General features: G+C 69.3%; 27 protein-coding genes and 1 tRNA gene. 24 read left to right on the forward strand and 4 right to left on the reverse strand.

All coding sequences use genetic code 11. The features are described 5' to 3' along the window. Positions 1-331 precede the first annotated feature (331 nt). From IDM40_RS08340 to IDM40_RS08455, 24 genes are all read left to right on the forward strand, one after another. Positions 332-1,099 (forward strand): DUF4097 family beta strand repeat-containing protein, encoded by a 768-nt coding sequence (locus IDM40_RS08340; RefSeq protein WP_193121353.1) that lies wholly within the window; start codon positions 332-334, stop codon positions 1,097-1,099. 29 nt (positions 1,100-1,128) lie between these two features. Then, positions 1,129-1,557, forward strand: a complete 429-nt coding sequence (locus IDM40_RS08345) for a hypothetical protein (protein ID WP_193121354.1) — start codon at positions 1,129-1,131, stop codon at positions 1,555-1,557. 276 nt (positions 1,558-1,833) lie between these two features. Next, positions 1,834-2,211: a hypothetical protein gene (locus IDM40_RS08350; protein WP_193121355.1), complete on the forward strand. Its 378-nt coding sequence runs from the start codon at positions 1,834-1,836 to the stop codon at positions 2,209-2,211. Then, positions 2,208-2,519 (forward strand): hypothetical protein, encoded by a 312-nt coding sequence (locus IDM40_RS08355; RefSeq protein WP_193121356.1) that lies wholly within the window; start codon positions 2,208-2,210, stop codon positions 2,517-2,519. Before IDM40_RS08350 ends, IDM40_RS08355 begins: the two co-directional genes overlap by 4 nt. Continuing rightward, a complete protein-coding gene (locus IDM40_RS08360; protein ID WP_193121357.1) occupies positions 2,516-2,713 on the forward strand; it encodes a hypothetical protein in 198 nt (65 codons plus the stop codon). The genes IDM40_RS08355 and IDM40_RS08360 overlap by 4 nt, the downstream gene beginning before the upstream one ends. Before the next feature lie 96 nt (positions 2,714-2,809). Then, positions 2,810-3,997 carry a helix-turn-helix domain-containing protein gene (locus IDM40_RS08365; RefSeq protein WP_193121358.1) on the forward strand — a complete coding sequence of 396 codons (1,188 nt, stop codon included), beginning with the start codon at positions 2,810-2,812 and terminating at the stop codon, positions 3,995-3,997. Positions 3,998-4,093: 96 nt separating this feature from the next. Beyond that, positions 4,094-4,273 carry a hypothetical protein gene (locus tag IDM40_RS08370; RefSeq protein WP_193121359.1) on the forward strand — a complete coding sequence of 60 codons (180 nt, stop codon included), beginning with the start codon at positions 4,094-4,096 and terminating at the stop codon, positions 4,271-4,273. After that, positions 4,273-4,692 carry a hypothetical protein gene (locus IDM40_RS08375; RefSeq protein ID WP_193121360.1) on the forward strand — a complete coding sequence of 140 codons (420 nt, stop codon included), beginning with the start codon at positions 4,273-4,275 and terminating at the stop codon, positions 4,690-4,692. Before IDM40_RS08370 ends, IDM40_RS08375 begins: the two co-directional genes overlap by 1 nt. A gap of 31 nt (positions 4,693-4,723) precedes the next feature. After that, entirely contained in the window at positions 4,724-5,113 is a 390-nt protein-coding gene (locus IDM40_RS08380) for a hypothetical protein (RefSeq protein WP_193121361.1), read from the forward strand. A 7-nt stretch (positions 5,114-5,120) separates the two neighbouring features. Further along, positions 5,121-6,374: a hypothetical protein gene (locus tag IDM40_RS08385; protein WP_193121362.1), complete on the forward strand. Its 1,254-nt coding sequence runs from the start codon at positions 5,121-5,123 to the stop codon at positions 6,372-6,374. 319 nt (positions 6,375-6,693) lie between these two features. After that, positions 6,694-8,946: a hypothetical protein gene (locus IDM40_RS08390; RefSeq protein ID WP_193121363.1), complete on the forward strand. Its 2,253-nt coding sequence runs from the start codon at positions 6,694-6,696 to the stop codon at positions 8,944-8,946. A gap of 149 nt (positions 8,947-9,095) precedes the next feature. After that, entirely contained in the window at positions 9,096-9,242 is a 147-nt protein-coding gene (locus tag IDM40_RS08395) for a hypothetical protein (protein WP_193121364.1), read from the forward strand. Between the two features lie 142 nt (positions 9,243-9,384). Beyond that, positions 9,385-9,951 (forward strand): NUDIX hydrolase, encoded by a 567-nt coding sequence (locus IDM40_RS08400; RefSeq protein WP_193121365.1) that lies wholly within the window; start codon positions 9,385-9,387, stop codon positions 9,949-9,951. Further along, positions 9,951-10,346, forward strand: a complete 396-nt coding sequence (locus IDM40_RS08405; protein ID WP_193121366.1) for a RapZ C-terminal domain-containing protein — start codon at positions 9,951-9,953, stop codon at positions 10,344-10,346. The genes IDM40_RS08400 and IDM40_RS08405 overlap by 1 nt, the downstream gene beginning before the upstream one ends. Beyond that, positions 10,343-10,693 carry an HIT family protein gene (locus IDM40_RS08410; RefSeq protein WP_216630553.1) on the forward strand — a complete coding sequence of 117 codons (351 nt, stop codon included), beginning with the start codon at positions 10,343-10,345 and terminating at the stop codon, positions 10,691-10,693. Before IDM40_RS08405 ends, IDM40_RS08410 begins: the two co-directional genes overlap by 4 nt. Next, positions 10,690-11,124 (forward strand): SsgA family sporulation/cell division regulator, encoded by a 435-nt coding sequence (locus IDM40_RS08415; RefSeq protein WP_193121367.1) that lies wholly within the window; start codon positions 10,690-10,692, stop codon positions 11,122-11,124. The genes IDM40_RS08410 and IDM40_RS08415 overlap by 4 nt, the downstream gene beginning before the upstream one ends. Next, positions 11,124-11,765 carry a WhiB family transcriptional regulator gene (locus IDM40_RS28930; protein ID WP_193121368.1) on the forward strand — a complete coding sequence of 214 codons (642 nt, stop codon included), beginning with the start codon at positions 11,124-11,126 and terminating at the stop codon, positions 11,763-11,765. The genes IDM40_RS08415 and IDM40_RS28930 overlap by 1 nt, the downstream gene beginning before the upstream one ends. Before the next feature lie 91 nt (positions 11,766-11,856). After that, positions 11,857-12,990, forward strand: a complete 1,134-nt coding sequence (locus tag IDM40_RS08425) for a DNA polymerase III subunit beta (RefSeq protein WP_193121369.1) — start codon at positions 11,857-11,859, stop codon at positions 12,988-12,990. A 113-nt stretch (positions 12,991-13,103) separates the two neighbouring features. Beyond that, complete coding sequence (locus tag IDM40_RS08430; protein WP_193121370.1) at positions 13,104-13,553, forward strand: hypothetical protein; 450 nt, start codon at positions 13,104-13,106, stop codon at positions 13,551-13,553. Positions 13,554-14,134: 581 nt separating this feature from the next. Then, positions 14,135-14,380: a hypothetical protein gene (locus tag IDM40_RS08435; RefSeq protein ID WP_193121371.1), complete on the forward strand. Its 246-nt coding sequence runs from the start codon at positions 14,135-14,137 to the stop codon at positions 14,378-14,380. 11 nt (positions 14,381-14,391) lie between these two features. Then, a complete protein-coding gene (locus IDM40_RS08440; protein WP_193121372.1) occupies positions 14,392-15,081 on the forward strand; it encodes an ATP-binding protein in 690 nt (229 codons plus the stop codon). Next, positions 15,078-15,236, forward strand: coding sequence for a hypothetical protein (locus IDM40_RS08445; RefSeq protein ID WP_193121373.1), 159 nt, complete (start codon positions 15,078-15,080; stop codon positions 15,234-15,236). Before IDM40_RS08440 ends, IDM40_RS08445 begins: the two co-directional genes overlap by 4 nt. Further along, positions 15,233-15,448 (forward strand): helix-turn-helix transcriptional regulator, encoded by a 216-nt coding sequence (locus IDM40_RS08450; RefSeq protein ID WP_193121374.1) that lies wholly within the window; start codon positions 15,233-15,235, stop codon positions 15,446-15,448. Before IDM40_RS08445 ends, IDM40_RS08450 begins: the two co-directional genes overlap by 4 nt. Beyond that, on the forward strand, positions 15,448-16,911 hold the full coding sequence (locus IDM40_RS08455) for a tyrosine-type recombinase/integrase (protein WP_193121375.1): 1,464 nt from the start codon (positions 15,448-15,450) through the stop codon (positions 16,909-16,911). The genes IDM40_RS08450 and IDM40_RS08455 overlap by 1 nt, the downstream gene beginning before the upstream one ends. Positions 16,912-17,031: 120 nt before the next feature. Here the strand turns inward: IDM40_RS08455 and IDM40_RS08460 are convergent. The 4 genes from IDM40_RS08460 to cysS form a co-directional block, all read right to left on the reverse strand. Continuing rightward, positions 17,032-17,104 (reverse strand) — tRNA-Thr (locus IDM40_RS08460). 123 nt (positions 17,105-17,227) lie between these two features. Continuing rightward, positions 17,228-18,193, reverse strand: a complete 966-nt coding sequence (gene rlmB, locus IDM40_RS08465) for a 23S rRNA (guanosine(2251)-2'-O)-methyltransferase RlmB (RefSeq protein ID WP_193121376.1) — start codon at positions 18,191-18,193, stop codon at positions 17,228-17,230. Between the two features lie 198 nt (positions 18,194-18,391). Next, positions 18,392-19,294 carry a glycoside hydrolase family 16 protein gene (locus IDM40_RS08470; protein WP_193121377.1) on the reverse strand — a complete coding sequence of 301 codons (903 nt, stop codon included), beginning with the start codon at positions 19,292-19,294 and terminating at the stop codon, positions 18,392-18,394. Positions 19,295-19,602: 308 nt separating this feature from the next. After that, complete coding sequence (gene cysS, locus IDM40_RS08475; protein ID WP_193121378.1) at positions 19,603-21,006, reverse strand: cysteine--tRNA ligase; 1,404 nt, start codon at positions 21,004-21,006, stop codon at positions 19,603-19,605. Positions 21,007-21,151 lie beyond the last annotated feature (145 nt).

Raw genomic sequence — 21,151 nt, forward strand, 5'->3', positions numbered from 1 at the left:
CGCAGCCCGGAAGAGGACTCCGGTGACCAGGGCAGAGCTCTGCTTCACCGCGTGGAATCCCGGAGCGCACGAGTGATGACAAGCCCACGTGGCACATAGCGAGCTTCGCCCCGACCCCATCCCGAGCTCCCAAGGGACGGCGACGGGCCCGCGACCACGGCACCTGCATCGGTGCACCGCTCTAACCAGGCGGTACGGAATGGCCGCGGTAATTGAGCACCCCCTGCGGGTGCCTGTCCTCGCCGCCCCGGACGCTGCCACGCGATCGGGCCGGCGGGGGCGGGGACCGCAGGGTCCTCCTCTGAACCACTCTCCGAAGGAGCAGCCCACGATGCCCACGTTCACCGCTGACACTCCCGGCCCGATCACGCTCGACCTCACCGCCCCCATCGCCGACGTCACCATCCGGACCAGCCCGGACCTGAACACCGCCACCATGACGGTGACCGGCCCCGACGAGGTCGTCTCCGGCGTCACGGAGCACACGGAGGACAGCCGGTGGACGGTCCGGCTTCCCGACCCCGGCCCGACGGTGATCACCGGATCGTCCGGCGGAGTCCGCAACACCGTCTTCGGCAACATCTCCGGCGGGGCGATGATCGTGTCCGGTGGGAACGTCACCATCTCCAGCGGCACCGTGATCAGCGGCATCAGCGGCGGGAGCACCTTCACCCAGACCGAACCCGTCAAGGTCGACATCACGCTTCCCGAGCGCTCCAACGCCGCCCTCTCCCAGAGCACCGGCCAGGCCCGGCTTCACGGCCACTACGCAGCCGTCGACTTCCGCTCCTCCAACGCCGGACTCGAGTTGAACGGCGACGCCGAATACCTGGACGCCGACACCACGAACGGCAGCATCAGCGTTGCCGGCACCGTCTCGGACGAGATCAACACCTCCGCCACCAACGGCACCCTCACCCTGACCAGCTCGGCACCGCGCACCGTCGCTCGGGCCACCAACGGCAGCGTCACGGTAGCTGCATCCGGCCCCCACAGCATCCGTGCCCGCACGACCAACGGCTCCCTGACGGTCCTGAAGAACGGCCACAACGCCGACGTCACCAGCTCCACCACCAACGGCAGCGAACTCGTCCACTGACCGGTCCACCTCAGGAAAGGACCCCAAGGATGCCGAACGCCGACACCCTCGAACTCCACCGTTCCCTGCGCGCTTGGGCCGACGGGTACAGCCCCGATGCCGCAGCCGTCGACCTGCTCATCGCCCACGGCACCTGGCTCCACCGGAACGACTTCCGCCACCACCTGGTGCCGGGCCACACCGGTGACGGCCAGGAGATCACCGCCATCGATTGGGAGGGCCTGTTGGAGGTCCGCACCCAAGGGCTGCCGGCCTCCTCCTCCGAAGTGGCCGTCCTCGACATCGCCCTGTCCCTGGCGGCCAACAAGCCGGTTCCCCTGGGAGAGGTCCTGGGGCTGGACGCGACCAACACCGCAGCGGTGGCCACCGCCCTCGTGCGAGCCGCCCAGCACTCGGCAAGGGTCACCGTCACCCTGGCCGACCCCAACCAACCCCCGAACCCCGCGCTGCCCGTGTGACGGCGGTGCCGCCCCACGGGGCGGTGCCGGGGCCACACGGTCCGCCACCGAACCGACCACGGAAGGAGCCCTGTGGGCGCCCTCTTCACCAGCCTCGGCGTCGCCCTGATCATCCTTTCCGCTTTCGGCCCCGGTGGCTTCCTGGCCCTGCTCGCAGGCGTCGGGTTGCTCTGGGCCGGACTCGCCCTCTGACCGACAACACCCCACACGCAAGAGAGCCCCGTCCGGACGCGACCCGGCGGGGCTCTTGCATACCCACAGCAATGGAGCGATGAGATGCACGACGAGCTTACCTTCGACGACCTCGACCTCTTCGACGACCTCGGCCCGGTTGCGGTGGCCCACGACTATGCGCCGGCCTACTGGGACCCCGAGGACGGTCTGGTGCACGGCACCGACCCGAACGAACCCCGCGAGGCCCCGCCCCAGTGGGACGAGGGCTGGGACGACCCGGCCAGCGCGGCGGCGATCCTCAGCGCGACAGTCGTCGACGACGCCAGGTTGTTCGGCCTGGCCGACGCTCCCGCCGACAGCCCGAGCATCGATGAGTTCCTCGAGGCGGTGGCACCGGTCGAGGCCGAGGAAGAGCTGCTGACCCTCATCGAGAACATGCTCGGCGCCACCCCGGAGGAGCTGCAGGAGGTCGCAGCGTGAGCATCGGCTCCTTCTACCGGCTCATCAGGTCTGACGACCTGCGCCCTTGGCCCATGGGGATCGCCGTCGGGGTTCTCGGGGCCGTTGTGGTTCCCCACCCCGTTCTGGCCGCCGTCATGGCTACGTCGGCCCTGGGGTTCGCCCTCTTCGCGATCGATTGCGCACGCGTACTGCCCCCGGAGTGCTCGTGCGGTAAGCGCCACTGGGACGGCGAAGGCGAGAGCCCTTGCTGCGACCCCGAACGCATCAGCACCCACGTTCCGGAGCGCGAACGCTCCCCCGAGATGGCTAGCGAGGTCCGCCGATGAGCTTCCGCACCCTGACCGAGATCCTCACGGGGCGCCGCCCCATCACCGTTTCCCGCCGCACGAACACCGGGATCGAGCCGATGGTCACCGGCCGCCTCCTGCGCGAGGAGCCGGGCCGCCTGGTCGTGCTCGCCGCCGACGAGTCTGTGCACCACATCCACCTCCACCCCGAGCTGATCGTCGGGAGGCCCTGATGCAGCACTTCTACGCCTTCACGCTCTTCGGACTCGCGCCGCTCGTCCTGACCCTCGTCCTCGTCGTGAACCTGTACGCCTGAAAGGAGCGCCCCCATGGGCAAGAAGAACCGGCCGGAGCGCCCTGACCAGGACGCTCCGGTCACCGCCGAGCAGATCCAGCGCACCGTCCAGGACGCCAAGACGCTGGCGTCCATCCCGGACCAGAAGTTGCTGGAGGACCCGGCCCTCAACCCCGCCACCCGTCAGCGCTACGACCAGCTCACGGCGGCCCGCCTGCAGGCCACGCTCGACCTGGAGCACCGCCGCAAGCTCAGGGAGGCCGAGGAAGCCGACCGCCGGGAAGCGGACCAGGCGGAAGTGGAGCGTGTCATCGCCTCCGCCCGCCAGGCGACCTCACCGGCCCGAACCATCCTGACCATGACGCGCCACCAGAGCCGGTTCGGCCGCATCACCCTGACCGCGAGCCTGCTCCTGTCGATCGGGTCCGCGGTCGGGCTGGCCGCCCTGGTCGCCCAACACGGCGGCCCGGAGCCGGTCGGCTACCTCGCAGAGATCGGATTGACGGGGTTGTCGACGACGGTGATCGTCTGGCGGGGCATCCTCGCTCGTGCCGGCACCGTCATCGACCAGAGCACGAGCCGCCTGTTCCTGACCCTCATGGTCGTGCCCCTGCTGATCTCGGTCATCGGATCCACCCTGGGGGCCGGTCCGGTCGGCGCCGCCTGCAGCGTCGGGTCCGCACTCTTCGCCGGACTCACATACCTGATCAACACCTCGGCCTCGGACGCGATCAAACAGTCGATCACCAAGATCGACCGGTCCGACGGGCCGACCGAGCACCCGCCCGAGCCGGACGCTCACACGGGCCCCGACCGTGCGAGCACCCCCGACCGGACCGCGACCGGAGATGGCCTCGGCGTCGTCGCCGATGCCCTTGCCGACGAGGCTGCCGACTACCTGCGCTCACACGAGAGCCCGTCCGAGCGCTCGCACGAGCACGGCCGCTCACACGGACAGGACGAGCCCTCCACCGTTCCGCAGAACGGGCAGGTCGGCGCGTCTGAGCGCCCGTGGGAGCAGGACCGCTCACACGGGCCCGATCAGGGTCCGCTGACCGCTCAGGAACGCCGCCGCCTCGAGGGGCTGCAGAACCGCAAGAGGGTGGCCAACTTCCTGTACGAGCGTCCCGACGCCACCGCGGCCGAGATCGCCGACGCGCTCGGCCTCGGCGAGTCCACCGTCCGCCGCATCCGCAAGGAACTCGACACCGGCGGCGCATGAGGATGCGGCACCCCAAAAACCGCACAGCACACACCACACACCGACTCGACCACCTCTGCTCTGAGGCAGTCGTCGCCCCCTGAGAAGGAGACCGAAATGTTCCGTCCTGTTCTCGACGTCGCCCTGCTCGCTGCGGTCCCGATGCTGCTCATCGGGGTAATCGCGGCCTACCCCGATGTCCCGACCTGGATGCTGGTGGCCTGCATCGGCGTCGCTGCGCTGCTGTTCGCCCCGGTCGGGGCCGGGCGCACCGCCGCCCCTGCGGGAGTGAAGTAATGACCGACACCGCAACCGACCAGTCCGAGGAGGAAGCGGTCAAGGTCGGCCCGGGCATCGGTGAACGCCTTGGCTCCTGGGTCAAGGAGTCGTTCACCCCACCCGAGATCTGGTCCGAGGACCGGCCCAGCCTGCGCAAGCAGCTCGACTATGCCCGCCAGGGAGCTTGGGGCCCCGAAGAAGGGTGGCCCCGCTACCTGGCCCTCGCAGCGTTCTGGGGCGTCAGCTTCCCCACGTCGGTGGCGGCCTACGCCCTCGAGTGGGTGGGTGAGCGGCCCTCGCGATGGATCACCGCGATCGTGCTGGCGTCTCTCATCTACCAGATCCCCGGCATCCCCTGGCTCGTGGACCTGCTGATCCGCATCCCTGCCTGGCCTCTGACGGCCACCTGGTCGGCGCTGGGGCTGACCGGCCCCTGAGCCGCCACCCAACACAGAAAGGAGGACCTTCGTGGTCGTTTCATCCATGGTCGGCGCGATCGCCGCCGGCATCGCCATCGTCATGTGGTTCTTCAAGAAGAAGGGCCGCACACTCACCGTTTGCTGCCTGCTGGCCGGGTTCGCAGTCGCCTGGCCGCTCTCGCAGGCCCTCGCAGGTCCGCTGACAGCCCTCGACCAGATCGCCGCCTGGGTGACGGTCAACCTCCTGCTCGCTGCTGCGGCCTCCACCTGGCTGTTCTTCCAGCTCAAGGAGAAGGGCACCAAGGCCTTCACCCCCTGGGTCGCGCTGATAACCCCGGCGCTCTTCGTCCTGGCCGCGGGTCCGTTCCTGCTGCCGCTCGATCTGGTCAGCAATGCCACGACACAGCTCGAGTCCGGTCTGTCCACGGTGAGCAGGTGAGGTGCCCATGTTCGAGTTGATCGTCGCTTGGAGCGTGTTCACCTTCCTCGTGGGCAAGGGGGCCGAGTCGGCCATCCACGCCTGGAAAGGCACAGCGCCGCCCGCCCATGAGCGGCGCATGGCCCGTATCCGGTCACGTCAGAGCGCACAGGAGAACGGCGACCACGACGGCTCACCAGCCGGACGAGGCGGCCGTCGTCGAGGCCGCGGCGCGATGCGCGCATACCTGGCCGATGTGTGGGACGAAAAGTGGATCGAGGCAGCTCAGCGTCGTGCCGATCGCTATCCCGAACGGGCCGAGCGCGCACGCGAGCGGGCCCGCATCCGAGAGCAGGTCCGGGCCGAGTGGGAGCGCAAGCTCGAGGACCGGTGGGAACAGCGGCGCGACGAGCGTGCCCGGAAAGAACTCGATCGGACCAACGAGCAACTGTCCCGTGCCAGAGAAGCACTCACCCAGTCCCGCCAGGAAGAGCAGAAGGCCCGTATGGAGGCCCGGGACAGCAAGCGCGACGCCGAACAGGCCGCTTCGGACGCTCGTGCGGAGCGGGCCCTGGCCAAGGCCGATCGCGCCCGTCAGAGCGAGCGCGCTGAGGAGCAGGCCCGCCGAGCTGAGCAGGCCGAACAGCGGGCTGCACGAGCCCACAAGCGCGCCCAGCAGCTCGAGAAGAAGGCCCGCGAGCAGGACGAGCGGCTGCGCGCCGCACAGCGGACGTTGGATCGCCTCAACGACCGTGCGGCCGACCTGAACCATGACGACCAGACCGAGGACGCTCCCACGAGTCAGGAGAAGGAGGCCGAGCCCACCGAGACGCCCGAGACCGACGAGGGCCGCCCCGAAGACACCGGCCCCGAGTCAGCGGGTGACCAGCAGAACGACGAGGAGGGCGGTCAGGTACTGCCCTTCCCCACCTCCGTCAATGACAACGCTGAGAACGAGAAGGAGCAGAGCATGAGCGACCAGAACAACAACGGCGGCAACGAGGTGCTGGGCCTGGACGGGGCACTCAGCTTCGCCCAGAACCTGGAGAACGTCAGCCAGGCGAACATGACCGGCACCGAGCAGGCCGTGGCCGCCATGGAGCGCGGCAAGGTCGGGGCCTCCATCACCGGCCGCGGTCAGCAGGTGATGGAGGCTCTGGACGCGCTCACCTCCCTGGCCTCCGCCTGGAAGGAAGACATGGAGCGGATGAAGACCGTCCAGGAGGCCTACGACGCCACCCCGGACGCCGGCGACAAGGAGTTCGTGACCGGCGGCCGGTAGACGGCTCTGGTGGGGCGCTCGACATGGGCGCCCCACCCCCGGTTCTCACTCTGGGTGTTTTGCAGTCGGGTGCAGGAGCGACTGCAAAACACCCCCACAGCGACTGCAAAACCCCCACCGCATGTCCGATTCACCCCGATTTTCTTGGTGAACGGGGTGGTCGAGGCGGTGGGAGTCGAGAGCAGAGTGCAGAACTGCAAAACCCACCACCTCTTACACACAGTTACGAGTTTCGAAGGTTGAGGACACCGCCCGGCCGCCCGCCGGACGCGCGTCCTGAGCCTGCCGAGGCGCCCGCACCGCGAGGGAGGAGCCCGCGATGGCCAACACCACCAAGCCGTCGAAGAAGGAACTGGAGAAGGCCCTACGGGCGGACTTCGAACGCACGCTGGCTCAGGCGATGGAACGGGCCGGTGCCGAGAGCCACAGCGCCGCCGGAACCAAGAGGTCCCAGGAGAACGAGGCCACCACCGGCAAGGAGCAGGCGACAGCATTCCTCGAACGTCTCCGCCGCGTCGAGGACACCGCCCTGCGCCACCGACTGCGCCTGCAGTACCAGCCCCATCTGGTCGGTGCGGCGGTCGCAGCAACCGCACTGATCGCGCAAGCGGCTCAGCTCGCGGTCGGCCCGTGGGCATGTGCGGCCGGCACCGGAGCGCTCATGGCTGCGACCCTCGCCGCCGTGCGGACGCGACGAGCTGGTTGGTGGGCCGAGGCGGGGGCGTGGCTCCGGGCCCATCCGCTGCGCATGGTCCTCGTCGGGTCGACTGCCTGGACGTGGATGGTGTGCTCACTGCTGGTGGGCTTCGACGGAGCCCACATGCTCGCCACCGGCGGTCTGGGGGCGCTGGTTGCCCTGTCGGCCCACTGGTGGCGCACCCACCGCATCGCATACCCCGAGGCTGCCGCTCAGGCCAAGGAGCAGGCCGCGGAGGAGATTGCCGATGTCGACCACATCGCCGAGGCCTGGGCCGCCAATCTCGCCGCCGAGAACAAGCCGCTGGCCGGTACCAGCCTGACCGACTACGAACGCACCCAACACGGCCATCAGTGGACCGTGCTGCTGCGACCGGGCGGGGGCGGTCTGGCCGAGTTGAGGGCGAAGGCTACGGCGATCTCCACCGCCATCGACGTCGACGTGCCGATGATCAGCCTGGAACGCCACCCCACCGGACGCCCGACCCGGGCGGTACTTCGGGTGACCGTGGACTCGCCGGTCACCGATGGGGTCCCGGTCACCCACGACGAGGACGGCCCGGTCGTAGCGGACCTGCCCCTGTGGAACGCGAAGGCCGGGGACATCACTCTGGGTCCCTACGCCGACGGCGTTGGGGTCAAGTCGTGGAAGACCTACCGGCCCAACAGCCTCTACGGCGGCTACATCTTCGGTGACACGGGATCGGGCAAGTCGGAGCTGCTCAACCTCATCGCTCTGGGCCTGCTCGCTTCGGGCACCACCGCGTACTGGTACCTCGACGGCCAGGAAGGCGCCTCCTCCCCGCTGGTAGCCGCCCACGCCGATTGGGACTGTTCGGAGTCGCCGTCCAAGGCCCGCCAAGCTCTGGAGGCGGCCTGCGCGGTCATGAAGATGCGCCAGATGCAGAACAAGGCGGCCCAGGCCAAGGGGTTCACTCCCTCGTCTGAGCGCCCGGGGCTGGTCCTGATCATCGACGAGTCCCACTTGGTGTTGACCGACTACGTGCGCATTCGCAAGGCCAGCGGGTTCGCCGGCAAGAGCAACGCCGAGCTGGCCGAGCTGATCGGACGCACAGGGCGCAAGGTCGGCGTCGCGCTCATCTGCGCCTCGCAGGACACCACCCTGAAGGCCTTCGGCAACAGCGGCCCGCTGCGGTCCTCACTGCTGCGCGGCAACGGGGTGGTCATGTTCTCCACCAACCGCATCAGCGCAGGCATCCTGCCGAACTTCTCCGCCAACCCTGCCGACCTGCCCGACGGCGGCGGCTACGCCTACTCGCTCGAGACCACGGACGCCACGGGCGCCAAGCACTCCAGGTCGGCGACCTTCCGCGGCGCCTACACCGAGGACTTCGGCCCGGACCTGGCCCGCTATCCCACCCGGGTGCTCGAGGAGGACTCGGCGACCGTCATCGACCTCTACCAGAACCAGGCATACGAGAGGAGACACGAGATCACCGCAGAGGCCAAGGCCGAAGCGGTCGGGGCCGACATCGACGCGTTCAAGCGCGGCGAGATCGACATCAACGACTTCCTCTTCGGCAACGGGCACACCACGCCGGCGGCCGCGGCCACAAGCACCACAGGCGGAGACGGCTCGGCACTGCCCGAACTGGCCGTCCTGCCTTCCCTGAGCGAGCTGGTGAACACACCCGCCGAGGACGACGAGGACCTCGTCGACACCTCCGGCCTGACCGCAGTTCAGCGGGCGGTGTACGAAGCGGTCTCGGACGGCATCAGCCGCACCCGGGACATCCCCGGGGTGATCGGTCGCTCGGAGAGGGCGGTCTACAACGCCAAGGGGGTTCTCATCGAACACGGCCTGCTCGTTCAGGCCGGACGTGGGGAACTGGCTCTGACCTCCAGAGCGGCATGACCCCGGACGACGAGGTGATGCCTCTGCCCACCAGCTTCCGCGCTGGTGGGCGGGGGGACCGCCTGGTCCACCCACACACAACGACGGCCCCACCGCAGCTTCCAGGCACCGGTGGGGCCGTCTTCTCTCCGCAGAGAGGACTACACCGTATGCGAAGCGCAACCCCCCGCGCCGCACTCGCCCTCCTGATCCACCGGTCGCTGATCCTGGCCGGCGTCATCGTCCAGTGCCCGGTCTGCCTGCAGCACTACGAGACCAGCGACCCTCGCGCCTCCTACCCGCACAACAACCACTGACCCCGGTGATGCCTCTGCCCACCAGCTCCCGCACTGGTGGGCGGGGGGACCATCCGGTCCCGAACGGAGAAGACCCGCCCCGCTGGTTTGCCGACCATCTACCGGGGCGGGTCTTCCTACTCCTGGAAGGAGCACCCCTAGTATGAGCGCGAAGCGCTGCTGCGGAACCTCGATCGGCGTGATGATCGAGGACGAACGCCACAACCTCCTCATGGTCACCCGCGGCTGGTGGCCCAAGGGCACCGCTCCCGTCGCGGGGCACGTGAGGGACGAACACACCGACGTGGCCGCTGCCCTGGTCGCCGAGGTCGAAGAGGAAGTCGGCCTGACGGTGACCGGCTCCGGGCTGCTCTGGGAAGGGTTCCTGCCCAACCTGTGTGCCAGCCTCCCCCACCGGCCCACGCCCGGTCACTACTGGCACCTGGCCATCGCCACAGCCGAAGGGCAGGTCACCCCAGCCGAGGGAGAGACCAAGGGCGCGCGCTTCTACTCGCCGGTCGAAGTGAACGACCTCGCCCACGCGACGCTGGCCCACTACCGCGACGGCGGACGCGCCGAGGAGCAGCCCGACGAGTCCCTCGAGGCTGTGTGGCTGCGCCTGCTCTGGGAGGCGGGCCGTCTGAGCTGGCTCTCCTCCGAGGACCTCGCCGTGGCAGAGACCGCCTATACGACCGAGCCCGGCGAGTACTGGCTGGGAGGGCGGCGCTGATGGAACTCCCCCCGCTGATCCGTGTGATCTCTTTCGGCTACCTGCACTCGCCCCCGCCTGCGGAGGCGCACATGGTCTTCGACCTGCGGCGCCACTTTCGGGACCCGCACATCGATCCGGAGTTCCGTCACCTGACCAGCTCCAACCCCCGTGTGCGGGCGAAGGTGCTGGGCACACCCGGCATCCCCGAGCTCGTCGACGCGATCATGGCCGCCTCCGTGGCGATGACCTCCGGTCCGGCCCGAGCCGACGTCGTCGTGGCCATCGGATGCGCTGGCGGCCAGCACCGAGCGCCGAACGTCGCACGGTCCGTGGTCGAGCGCCTGGAGGAGATGGGCCACGACGTGCAGCTCGACCCCCGGCACCTCACGAAGCCGGTGGTGGAGCGGCCGTGATCTGCGTGTTCTGCCAGATCATCAACGACCAGGCACCGGCTGAGGTGGTCCAGGTGTGGCCTGACGCCATCGCGATCGCACCGCTGCAGCCTGTGGCCGACGGCCACCGCCTGGTCCTGCCCCGCACCCACGTGGAAACCGCGGTCACCGACCCCGTCGTGACCGCCACGGCCGCACGCCGGGCCGCCCAGACGGTGCGACCTGGTGAGCACATGGCTCTGAATGTTGGCCCCGAAGCAGGACAGACGGTCCCGCACCTGCACATCCATCTGTGGCCGTGCCTCGGGGCCGGTGCGTGCATGCCCTGGGGCTGCCCGACCACCCACCGCAAAGGAGATTCCCGATGACCGTCACCCACCCGACTCAGTGGCTGGGGGTCGGCGGCCGCACCGAGCACGCTGACCTCCTCGACCAGATCCCGCACGACCTCGTCCTGACCTGGGACGGTGAGGTCTCCTACTCCGTAGAGATCCGTTTCGTCCTCGACCCCGAAGAGCCCGAGGCCTACCTGTGCTGGGAGGTCGACCGCGACGTGCTTGCCCGCGGAACGGCTTCCTGGGCGGGCGACGGAGACTTCCGCATCGCTGTGTGGGCCCAGGACCCGGCCCTCGTGGTCATCAACCTCTTCGACGCGGTGACCGGCCGCTGGTCCCGCTACCTGGCCCGCCGCGGGGAGCTCGAGGACTTCCTGGCCGAGACCTATCGGCAGGTCCCCTCCGGAGAGGAGCAGCTGAGCCTCGAACGGGTCCTGGCCGCCCTGATCGGGGGTGAGCGCTGATGAAGACGCTGCCCCCGCCCACGGACCCCACCTGGCGGACCCGAGCTGCTTGCCGGGATGAGGACACCGAGCTCTTCTTCGACGAGGACCGCCAGGCGGAGGCCCAGCAGGTATGCGCCGCATGCCCGGTGCGCACGGACTGCTTCGACGCCGCCCTGGCCACCTACGAGAAGTACGGGGTGTGGGGCGGGGCGACGACCCACGCCCGCACCGTCGAGCGCCGGCGGCGCCTGCGAGGGCGCGAGCCCCACTATCCCGCACCGCCCCCGCCCAAGGAAGTCGCTTCGCCCCCGGCCAGGGTCGACGCCACGGGTTCGGTACGGCGCCTGCAGGCGCTGCGGGCCGACGGCCACCGCACCTCCGACATCGCCGAGACCGCTCTCTGCTCGGTCAAGACGATGAGCGCCTGGTGCCACACCGACCGGAGGCGCATCGACGCGTCCCTGGCCAGCTCGATCTCCAGGGCCTACAGGGACTTGGCCGGACAACCGCCCGGAGGGAGCGGGCCGGGCCTGGGCCCGGAGGGACGTCGCTCACGGGCCGCCGCTCGCGGGTGGGTCCCCAGCACCCGGTGGGCCGGCATCGACCTCGACGACCCGCGCTCCCGACCTCACCCCGACGCAAGCGAGACCGCCGCCTGAGACCACCGACACCGCACACGAAACGGGCCCGCCACATTCCAGCTGTGGCGGGCCCGTTCTGTTCCCGGTTCTACCAGAAAGGGCTCCCCAGATGTTCGAGTTGACCGTGCCCGTCAACGAACTGGCCGCCCACCTGAAGTGGGTGTCTGACCACTGCCCGACCCGCCCCGCCGTGCCGGTCCTGGCCGGGATCCGCCTGAGCGTGACCGAAGGCCGCCTGGCCCTGGACGCGACCGACCACAAGACCTGGGCCTCGGCCCGTGTGGAAGCCGACACAAGCGGAGAGGGCATCGCCGTGCTCCCCGGGCGACTGCTGTCCACCCTGGTGGCCAAACTCCCTGCCGACCGAGAGCTGCGTCTGGAGATCGAGGAGGCTACCGCCCGCCTGCGGTGTGGACCGGTGAACGCCCGCCTGCACACTCTGGCCGCCGATGAGTACCCCGCTCCGCCGGAGGTTCCCAACACAGTGGGCCGGTGCGAGGCCTCCGACCTGGCCCCGGCCACGGCACGGGTGGCCGCCACCGCCGGGACCGACGACGCAATCCCGCACCTGATCGGGATGCAGCTGGTGTTCGGCGACGACGGTCTCTCCCTGGCCTCCACCGACAGGTACCAGGCCTCCCACGCGACCGTGCCGTGGACACCCACGATCTCCGCGCCCGAAGCAGGCCCGAAGGATTCCATCGTGGCGGCCGCGACCCTGGCCCGGGCAGCACGCGGCCTGATCGGCGACGTGGATCTGGCCGCAGGCGACGACCTGATCGGCCTGATCACCCACGCGCGCACGCTGATGATGCGCTGCCTGGACTACGAGTTCCCGAAGGTCGAAGCCTTCCTTGACTCCGCTCGCTCCCGCCACACGGCCACCGTGATCGTGGAGACCACCGTGCTCACCGCGGCGGTCGAGCGGGCGCGGCTGTTCTCCCCCGCGTCGGTTCCCATCACCTTGCACGTGGCAGGCAACGAGGCGACCGTTCGCGGCGGTCAAGAGGGTGAGGAGACCGCCGAGACACTGCCCGTTGAGGTCGAGGGCGAACTCGACGAGGACGGCGTCACCTTGGGCATGAACGCGGGCTACTTGCTCGGAGCCTTGTCAGGCACCCGCTCCGAGCAGGCCCGGTTGGCCCTGGCCACGGAGACCAAACCCGTGATCGCCACCGGCACCGACAGCGACGACCGGAACTGGAACGTGCTCATGCCCCTGCGCCTGTCCGGTCGGCGGTGAACGCCGGCCTCTCACCTCAGCACCTGCTCGAGGATCCCGATCTCCTCGTTCAGGTGCTGCCTTGAACGCCGAACACCCCGCGCCTACAAACCGATCCATCTGAGGAGGACAGCATGAAGGTGTACGACCTGTACCAGCGCGGCCGCCCCGAGCGCGCCCGAACTCTGGCCGCCGAGCTCCGACAGACCGTGCCCGAGCGGTGGTCGGCCCTCGACCGGTACCGCGCCGAGGAGCTCATCGAAGACCCGATCGACGAGGACGAGGCGGACGAGATGTGGCATCGCCTCAACGTGGCCGACCTCGGGGTGGCCCTGCGTGCCTGCTCGGGCGGTTCCTGGGCGGTCACCACGACCGGGGATCACCTGCTCATCGAACGGGTCGAGCTCACCAACGACTGGGCGGAGGCCGAGCAGCGTTACTTCGACCTGGTCGAGGACCTGTTGGAGGAACACGACCTGCGCGGTTGGGACTACAGCGACGTGGGCCGGTGCGTGGCCGCGGGCGGCGTTCTGCTGCCGAAGGCCCCCGACGCGGAGTTCGACATGTGGCGGATCTTCGTGTGAGGCCAGCCGCCCACGACAACCTCCGCATCCGGTGGCTCCGGCACGTGCTCGGCACGGCCTCGATCTCGGACGCGGTGCGTGTGGTGCTCCTCACGCTGGCCGAGGGGATGGACGAGGACGGAAGGGTCGAGGCCGACCGAGAGGAGCTGGCACAGCTCCTCTCACGCTCCCCTCGCCGCATCTCGTCGAGGCTGAGCGCAGCCATCGAATCCGGGTTGCTCAAGCGCACCCGACGGGGCTCACGGGGAGCCAAGAGCGCGTTCGAGGCCGCACTCCCGGAAAGTGCATTGGTGACCCCCGGGGGTCCCTTGTTTCCGAAGAAACAAAGGACAGAACCAAGACCTGTTTCCGAGGAAACCAATCGCCCCCGGGGGTCACCTGTTTCCGACGAAACAGATCACACCCGGGGGTCACGAGGAGCCGTTCCTTCGTCACCCCCGGGGGTCACGAAGGAAGCGCCCCCTATAGGGGAAGAGCGCTCGGAACCCGCTCCACAGGCCCCTTCGGCCCCGCCCGATCACCGCAGCCGGCACGGGCGGGTCAAGGCCCTCTCGGCCGTCTACGAGGACGCCACCAACCACATGACCAACCCGGACAAGGTCCGAGGGATCGTCCGGAAAGCCGTAGATGCGGGGTGCTACTCGGACGAGGAGATCATCCGCGGCCTGCGCCACATCGCCGCCGAGGGCCGCTTCTCCCTGACCGCCGACAGCCTGCGGATCGCCATCAACAAGAGCGCACCACGCCCCAACCTCCGCGTCGTGGGAGGCCACACGCCCTACCGCAACCCCTCCGACTACGGAGACAACCCCGACCCCTGGGCATGAGGAGGCCCTGCATGAGCACTCGAGACGCAGATCTGCTCCATCGGCTGCGCCACATCATCGACCAGAAGGGGCTGGACACCACACCCGGTCCCGTCGAGGACGATCCGCACCCCGACCTGCCGGGCCACCCCGAGTTCCACCACAGGCAGCGCGTGAACAGCGCCCTGTCCCGGTTCGAGACCACCACGCCGCCCCGCTACCTGACGGCCTCCACCGAGCACCCTCAGGTGTGCGATTGGGCCGACCGGGTGGCCGCGGACCCGACGCAGGCACCCTCCCTGATGCTCTGGGGCGGCACGGGCACGGGCAAGACCCACGCCGCCTACGGGGCCGTCCGCAGGATCGCCCTGAAGGGCCCCGCGAGGTTCGCGTTCGTGGCCACCACGTTCCCCGACCTCTACGCCGCTCTGCGGCCCGGGGCGGCCACCGACGAGGAACGCGAACGGCACCTGCGCCGCGTCCTGAATGTCCCGCTCCTACTCCTGGACGACCTCGGCACGACCAAAAGCTCGGCCTGGACGGAGGAGGTCACCTACCGGATCGTCAACCAGCGCTACAACCGCATGCTGCCGACCCTGATCACCAGCAACCCGCCGCCGGCGGCCCTGCCCGAGCTGCTGGGCGACCGGATCGCCTCCCGGCTGATCGAGATGACCACACGCGTGGAGATGAACGGCCAGGACAGGAGGCTCCGTCGATGAGTCCCGTCCTGACCGCCCACACGAAAGCGGCCCCGGCCTGTACCGCCAAGCACCGCCGGGACCGCGCCCCACACCTCAGCAAGGAACGGAGCTCCTCCATCATGACCGACGGCTGCATCATGACGTTCCCGAGCAGGGAGGTCACCCCCGCATGAGCACCAAGACCCCCAAGATCCCGGCACAGCGCGGCCGCGGGTGGCTGACGGTCGACGAGTTCTGCGAGGAGCTGCTGATCAGCCGCGACACCTTCTACGACTGGCGGAAGAAGGGGCGTGCCCCGAAGTGCGCGAAGCTCCCGAACGGGAGCCTGCGCATCCGCCGTGCCGAATTCGACAAGTTCATGACCACCGCCGAGGAAACCTCCTGATGATCGACCCCGACGACCTGAGCTACAAGGTCGCCATCTGGAAGACCGAGGTCTACAAGGGTGCCCGGGCCACCACCCACACCGTCCGGTGGCGGGTCGGCACGAAACGGCACCGGGAGCCCCTCCGTTCAGGACGCCAGGCCGAGGCCTTCCGAGCGCAACTCGTGCAAGCTCAGAGCCGCGGCGAAGCGTTCAGCATCAGCCGCGGACGCCCTGTGAGCGTCCTTCGAGCCACAGCCGACAAGGAGGCACAGGAGCGCCAGGGGGTGACCTGGTACGACTTCGCTGTCTCTTACGTCGACCACAAGTGGTCCGACACATCGGCCAAGCATCGGGCGAACATCGCGTTCGCGCTGATGATGGCGACGACAGCATTGCTCAGCACCGACCGGGGCATGCCGGATCCGATCCTGCTCCGAGGTGCGCTGAAACGCTGGGCCTTCAGCAAGACGAACCGAGCGAAGCAACAGCCGGCAGAAGTCGAAGCAGCCCTCCGATGGGTCGCTCAGAACTGCCGGACCGTGGGAGAGCTCTCCGACCCCGGGCTCGCAGGCTCCATGGTTCAGGCAGTGACGCGTGACCTGCACGGCAGGAATCTGAAGGTCTCATCCCAGCGACGCAACCACAGCATCATCAAAGCCGCGCTCGCACATGCGGTCTCAGAAGGGCTCCTGGACTACTCCCCCATCAAGGAACTCGAGGTGAAGAGTTCCAGCTCGGTGCACCAGGTCGACCGCCGGTGCGTCATCAACCCTCGGCAAGCCGGGCAACTGCTGAATGCCGTGCGGGAGTACGGAGACGAGCACACCGACCAGAAGTCCGGCCCCCGACTGGTGGCTTTCTTCGCCGTGATGTACTACGCGGCGCTCCGCCCCGAGGAAGCGGTCAATCTCCGCAGGCACGACCTGGTGCTTCCCGAACCGAAGCACACCACTAGTGAAGACGGGGAGGAGGAGCTCACCTACGACTGGGGCACCATCTACGTAGGTCAGGTCACCCCTGATGCGGAGCCGGCGTTCACCGACGACGGCAGCAACCGGGATACCCGCGATGCGCCCAAGCAACGAGGAGCGGGTGAGGTCCGTCCCGTCCCCTGCGACCCGGAACTGACCAGGCTCTTGTGGGAGCACATGGAGGAGTTCGGCACCGACTCGCGGGGGCGCCTCTTCACTGGGGTACGCGACGGCACCCCGCTCGCATCCAGCACTTACCGACGTGCGTGGTCCCGAGCGCGGGACCGGGCTCTGACCGAGTCTGAGGCGGCCTCACCGCTGGCCCGGCGCCCCTACGATCTTCGGCACACGTGCGTGTCCACGTGGCTGAACGCAGGGGTGTCGACGAAGCTCGTGGCCCAGTGGGCAGGGCACAGCGTGGCGGTACTGCAGGCGATCTACGCCAAGTGCCTCGTCGGTGAGGAGGAACAAGCGAAGACGCGCATCGAGGAGGCCCGCAAGCGCTTCTGAACGCATTCTGAACAACCACTCACCGCGGACCGCTACTGTCCACCGACAGCCACCGACGCATACAAAGGCCCCGTCACCTGTTCTCGCAGGTGACGGGGCCTTTTTGCATGTCAGAAGAAGAGCCAGCGAGGGGAATCGAACCCCTGACCTACCGCTTACAAGGCGGTTGCTCTGCCGATTGAGCTACGCTGGCGGGCGCTCCGCGCCGAGCGGGCCGGAGCGTCCAACCGAATGGTACCGGTTCCCGCGGCGGTCAGCCCACTCGGCGGGGTCCGGTGTCGACCGGGGACGCGCGCGGCGCCCCCGGTGCGGCCGATCAGCCCTGCTCGGAGCGCAGGCGGGCGATCTCGTAGAGGGTCACACCGGCGGCGACGGATGCGTTGAGCGATTCGGCGGCGGTGATCGGGATGCTCGCGACGGCGTCGCAGTTCTCCCGCACCAGGCGCGAGATGCCCTTGCCCTCGGCGCCGACCACGACCACGAGCGGGCCCGTGGCCAGGTGCAGGCCCGGCAGGGTGGTGTCGCCGTCGGCGTCCAGGCCGACGGTGAAGAGCCCCTCCTTCTTGTAGGCCTCCAACGTCCGGTTGAGGTTGGTGGCCTGCGCGACGGGCAGGCGCGCCAGAGTCCCGGCGGAGGTCTTCCACGCGGTGGTGTTGACGCCGGCGGTGCGGCGCTCGGGGATCACGATGCCGTGGGCGCCGAAGGCGGCCGCGGAGCGGGCGATCGCGCCGAGGTTGTGCGGGTCGGTGATCCCGTCGAGCACGACGATGAGGCCCGGCTCGTCGGCCGCCTTGGCGCGGTCGAGCAGGTCCTCGGGCGCGGCGTACTCGTAGGGGCGCACCTGGAGCACGATGCCCTGGTGCGCGGCACCGGGCTGGCCGTTGCTGTCGCAGCGGCGGTCGAGCTCGTTGCGGGTGACCTCGGAGACCTCGACGCCCAGGTCGCCGGCCAGGCGGGCGGCCTCGTTGACGCGGTCGTCGGAGTCGAGGCTGTTGGCCAGGAACAGGCGCTTGGCGGGCACGTGGGCACGCAGGGCCTCGACGACGGGGTTGCGTCCGACGAGCAGGTCGGAGTTGACCTTGCGGCCGCGCTGCTCGCCGCGGTCCTGGCCCTTGGGACCGGGGCCGCCCGCGGCTTGGCGCTTGGCGGCCTTGGCCTTCTGCTTGCCCTCGTACCAGTGGCGCTGCTCGGCGGGCAGGGTCCCGCTCTTGGCCTCGAGGGAACGGCGGTTCTTGCCGCCGCTGCCCTTGGTCGGGCCCTTCTTGTTCTTCTTCGCCGGCATGGTCGCCGCCTCCCGTACGTTCTGCGAGCATGCCGGAAGCGCGGTGCGTCCGGCGGTTGGTGCGCCGCCCAGAAGAGGCGGGCAAACCCCCAGACTACTGGGGACACGGCACCGGACAGGTCCCTGTCCGCAGTTCACGGGGCCGCCCCCGCGGCCGCCTCCCCCGGGCTCGGGAAGGGAGGCGCCGCGGGGCCGGGGTCATCCCATGTCGTAGACGCGCACGTGGTCGACGACCATCTGCTGCGGGAACTCGGTGCTGTCGTCGGGGTAACCGGGCCACTCGCCGCCGACGGCGACGTTGAGGATCAGGAAGAACTCCTGGTCGAAGACCCAGTCACCGTCCACGTCGTCGGCAGTGATGGTGTTGAAGGGCACGTCGTCGACCGACCAGGTGATGGAGCCGGGCTCCCAGTCGATGGCGTAGGTGTGGAAGTCGTCGGCGAACGATCCCCCGTCGGGGTGGTCGTAGGAGGAGCCGACACCGTCGCCGCCGGAGTAGCCGGGCCCGTGCACGGTGCCGTGGACGGTACCGGTCTCGTGCCCGATGAACTCCATGACGTCGATCTCGCCGGAGTCGGGCCAGGGGGTCTCGGGGAACTCCGAACCCAGCATCCAGAACGCCGGCCAGATGCCTTGGCCCTCGGGGAGCTGGATGCGGGCCTCGACCCGCCCGTACTCGTGCTCCATGTTGCCCTGGGTGGTCATGCGCGCGGACGTGTACTCGTCGCCCTCGTCCAGGGCGGTGATGACGAGGTTGCCGTCGCCGTCGAGGGCCGAGTTGTCCCGGCTCTCGGTGTAGTTCTGCAGCTCTTCGTTGCCCCAGCCGTGGTCGCCGGTCTCGTGGTTCCAGTTGTCGGGGTCGGGGGCGTCGCCCTCGGATCCCTCGAACTCGTCGGACCAGACAAGCTCGGCCTCCTGCGCGGCCTCGGGCGCGTCGTTGGAGACGGGTTCGATGTTCACCGCGGGGTCGTCGCCCCAGGTGAGCGCGGTCGCGGTGAGCGCGACGGCGGCCCCGGCGGCCAGGGCGGGAACGGTGTAGCGGCCGGCCCTGCGACGGGTGCGGCGGGAAGTGCGGGGGAGGTTTCTGTTGTCGGTGCTCATTCGGTGCTCCGGGGGTGGAGAGTGGCGGGAAACGAGCCCTGGACCTGCGCGGCACGGGGGCCGTGGAGATCCTGTAGATGCCTGGTTAACCTCAGCTGAACCAGTGTTAAGCGACTGTACGTGCGGGGTCGGTCACCGACAAGGGGGTCGCGGCGGAAATTTGGGAACGCTCCCACAGCTGCGACCGGCGACCCCATCGGAACTCGGTCCGGTGAGACACCCCGCCCCCGAACGACGGCGGGGTGCCGCGGCCCTCGGCCACGGCACCCCGTGCGTTCATGTCCCCGGCCCCACGACCGGGCGCCGGTTCACCCCCGGCGCAGGTCCCAGCGCGGCCCCTGCGGGGTGTCCTCGACCACGACACCGGCCTCGGTCAGCTGGTCGCGGATCGCGTCGGCCGCGGCGTAGTCCTTGCGCGCGCGGGCGGCCTGGCGCTGCTCCAGGGCCACCGACACCAGGGCGTCGACGACCTCGGACAGCCCCTGGTCACCGCCGCCGGACCACTTCTCGCTCAGCGGGTCCAGCCCCAGCACGTCGAGCATGGTGCGCAGCTCGGAGGCGTACTGGGCGGCCTTGTCGTTGCTGTCGGAGGCCAGGGCGCTGTTGCCCTCGCGCACGTGGCCGTGCACGACCGCGAGCGCCTGCGAGACGCCGAGGTCGTCGTTGAGCGCGGCCTCGAAGTCGCCGGGCACCTGCTGTGCGGGTGTGACTTCCCCCAGCACCTCGACGGCACGGGTCAGGAACCCCTCCACGCGCTGGTAGGCGGCAGCGGCCTCCTGCAGCGCCTCGTCGGAGTAGTCGATCGTGGAGCGGTAGTGCGCCTGGGCGAGGTAGTACCGCAGCTCGACCGGGCGCACCTTCTCGATGAGCTTGGGGATGAGCAGCGAGTTCCCCACGGACTTGCTCATCTTCTCGCCGCCGACCTTGAGCATGCCGTTGTGCAGCCAGTACTGGGTGAACCCGTCGCCGGCGGCACGCGACTGGGCCTGCTCGTTCTCGTGGTGCGGGAAGACCAGGTCGAGCCCGCCGCCGTGGATGTCGAAGCTCGGCCCCAGGTACTTGGTCGCCATCGCCGAGCACTCCAGGTGCCAGCCCGGTCGCCCACGGCCCCAGGGGGTGTCCCAGCTGGGCTCGCCCGGCTTGGCCCCCTTCCACAGGGCGAAGTCGCGCGGGTCGCGCTTGTCCCGGTCGGGGTCGGAGTCGGCCGCCTCCTGCACCTGGTCGAGGCGCTGGTTGGAGAGCTCGCCGTAGGGCGGGTAGGAGCGCACGTCGAAGTAGACGTCGCCGGAACCGTCCTCCGCGGCGTAGGCGTGGCCGTCGTCGATGAGGCGCTGCATGAGCTCGATCATCTCGGGCACATGGCCGGTGGCCCGGGGCTCCACGGTCGGCGGGAGGCAGCCGAGGGTCTCGTAGGCCCAGGTGAACGCACGCTGGTTGCGTTCACTGACCTGCCACCACGGAACGCCCTCTTCGGAGGCGGTGACGATGATCTTGTCGTCGATGTCGGTGACGTTGCGGCAGAAGGTGACGTCGTACCCCAGGTGGGTGAGCCACCGCCGCAGGATGTCGAAGTTGACCCCGGAGCGGATGTGTCCGATGTGCGGAGGTGCCTGCACTGTGGCACCACACAGGTACAGGGACGCACAACCCTCGCGCAGCGGGGCGAATTCGCGGACCTGTCGGGCACTGGTGTCATAGAAGCGCAGACTCACGCTCTTGAGCGTATCTGCTTTCCCTTCGCGCACGAGTCACAAACAACGAACCTTCGGGGCTCACCGCCCGTGCCCGGCGGCGCTCGCGGACGCGCACGCGGGGGAGAAATGGTTGAGCCGTATTGACACCAGCGGCATGTGAGAT

The organism is Nocardiopsis coralli, assembly GCF_014892575.1.
In the GTDB taxonomy this organism is placed as follows: Bacteria; Actinomycetota; Actinomycetes; order Streptosporangiales; family Streptosporangiaceae; genus Nocardiopsis; species Nocardiopsis coralli.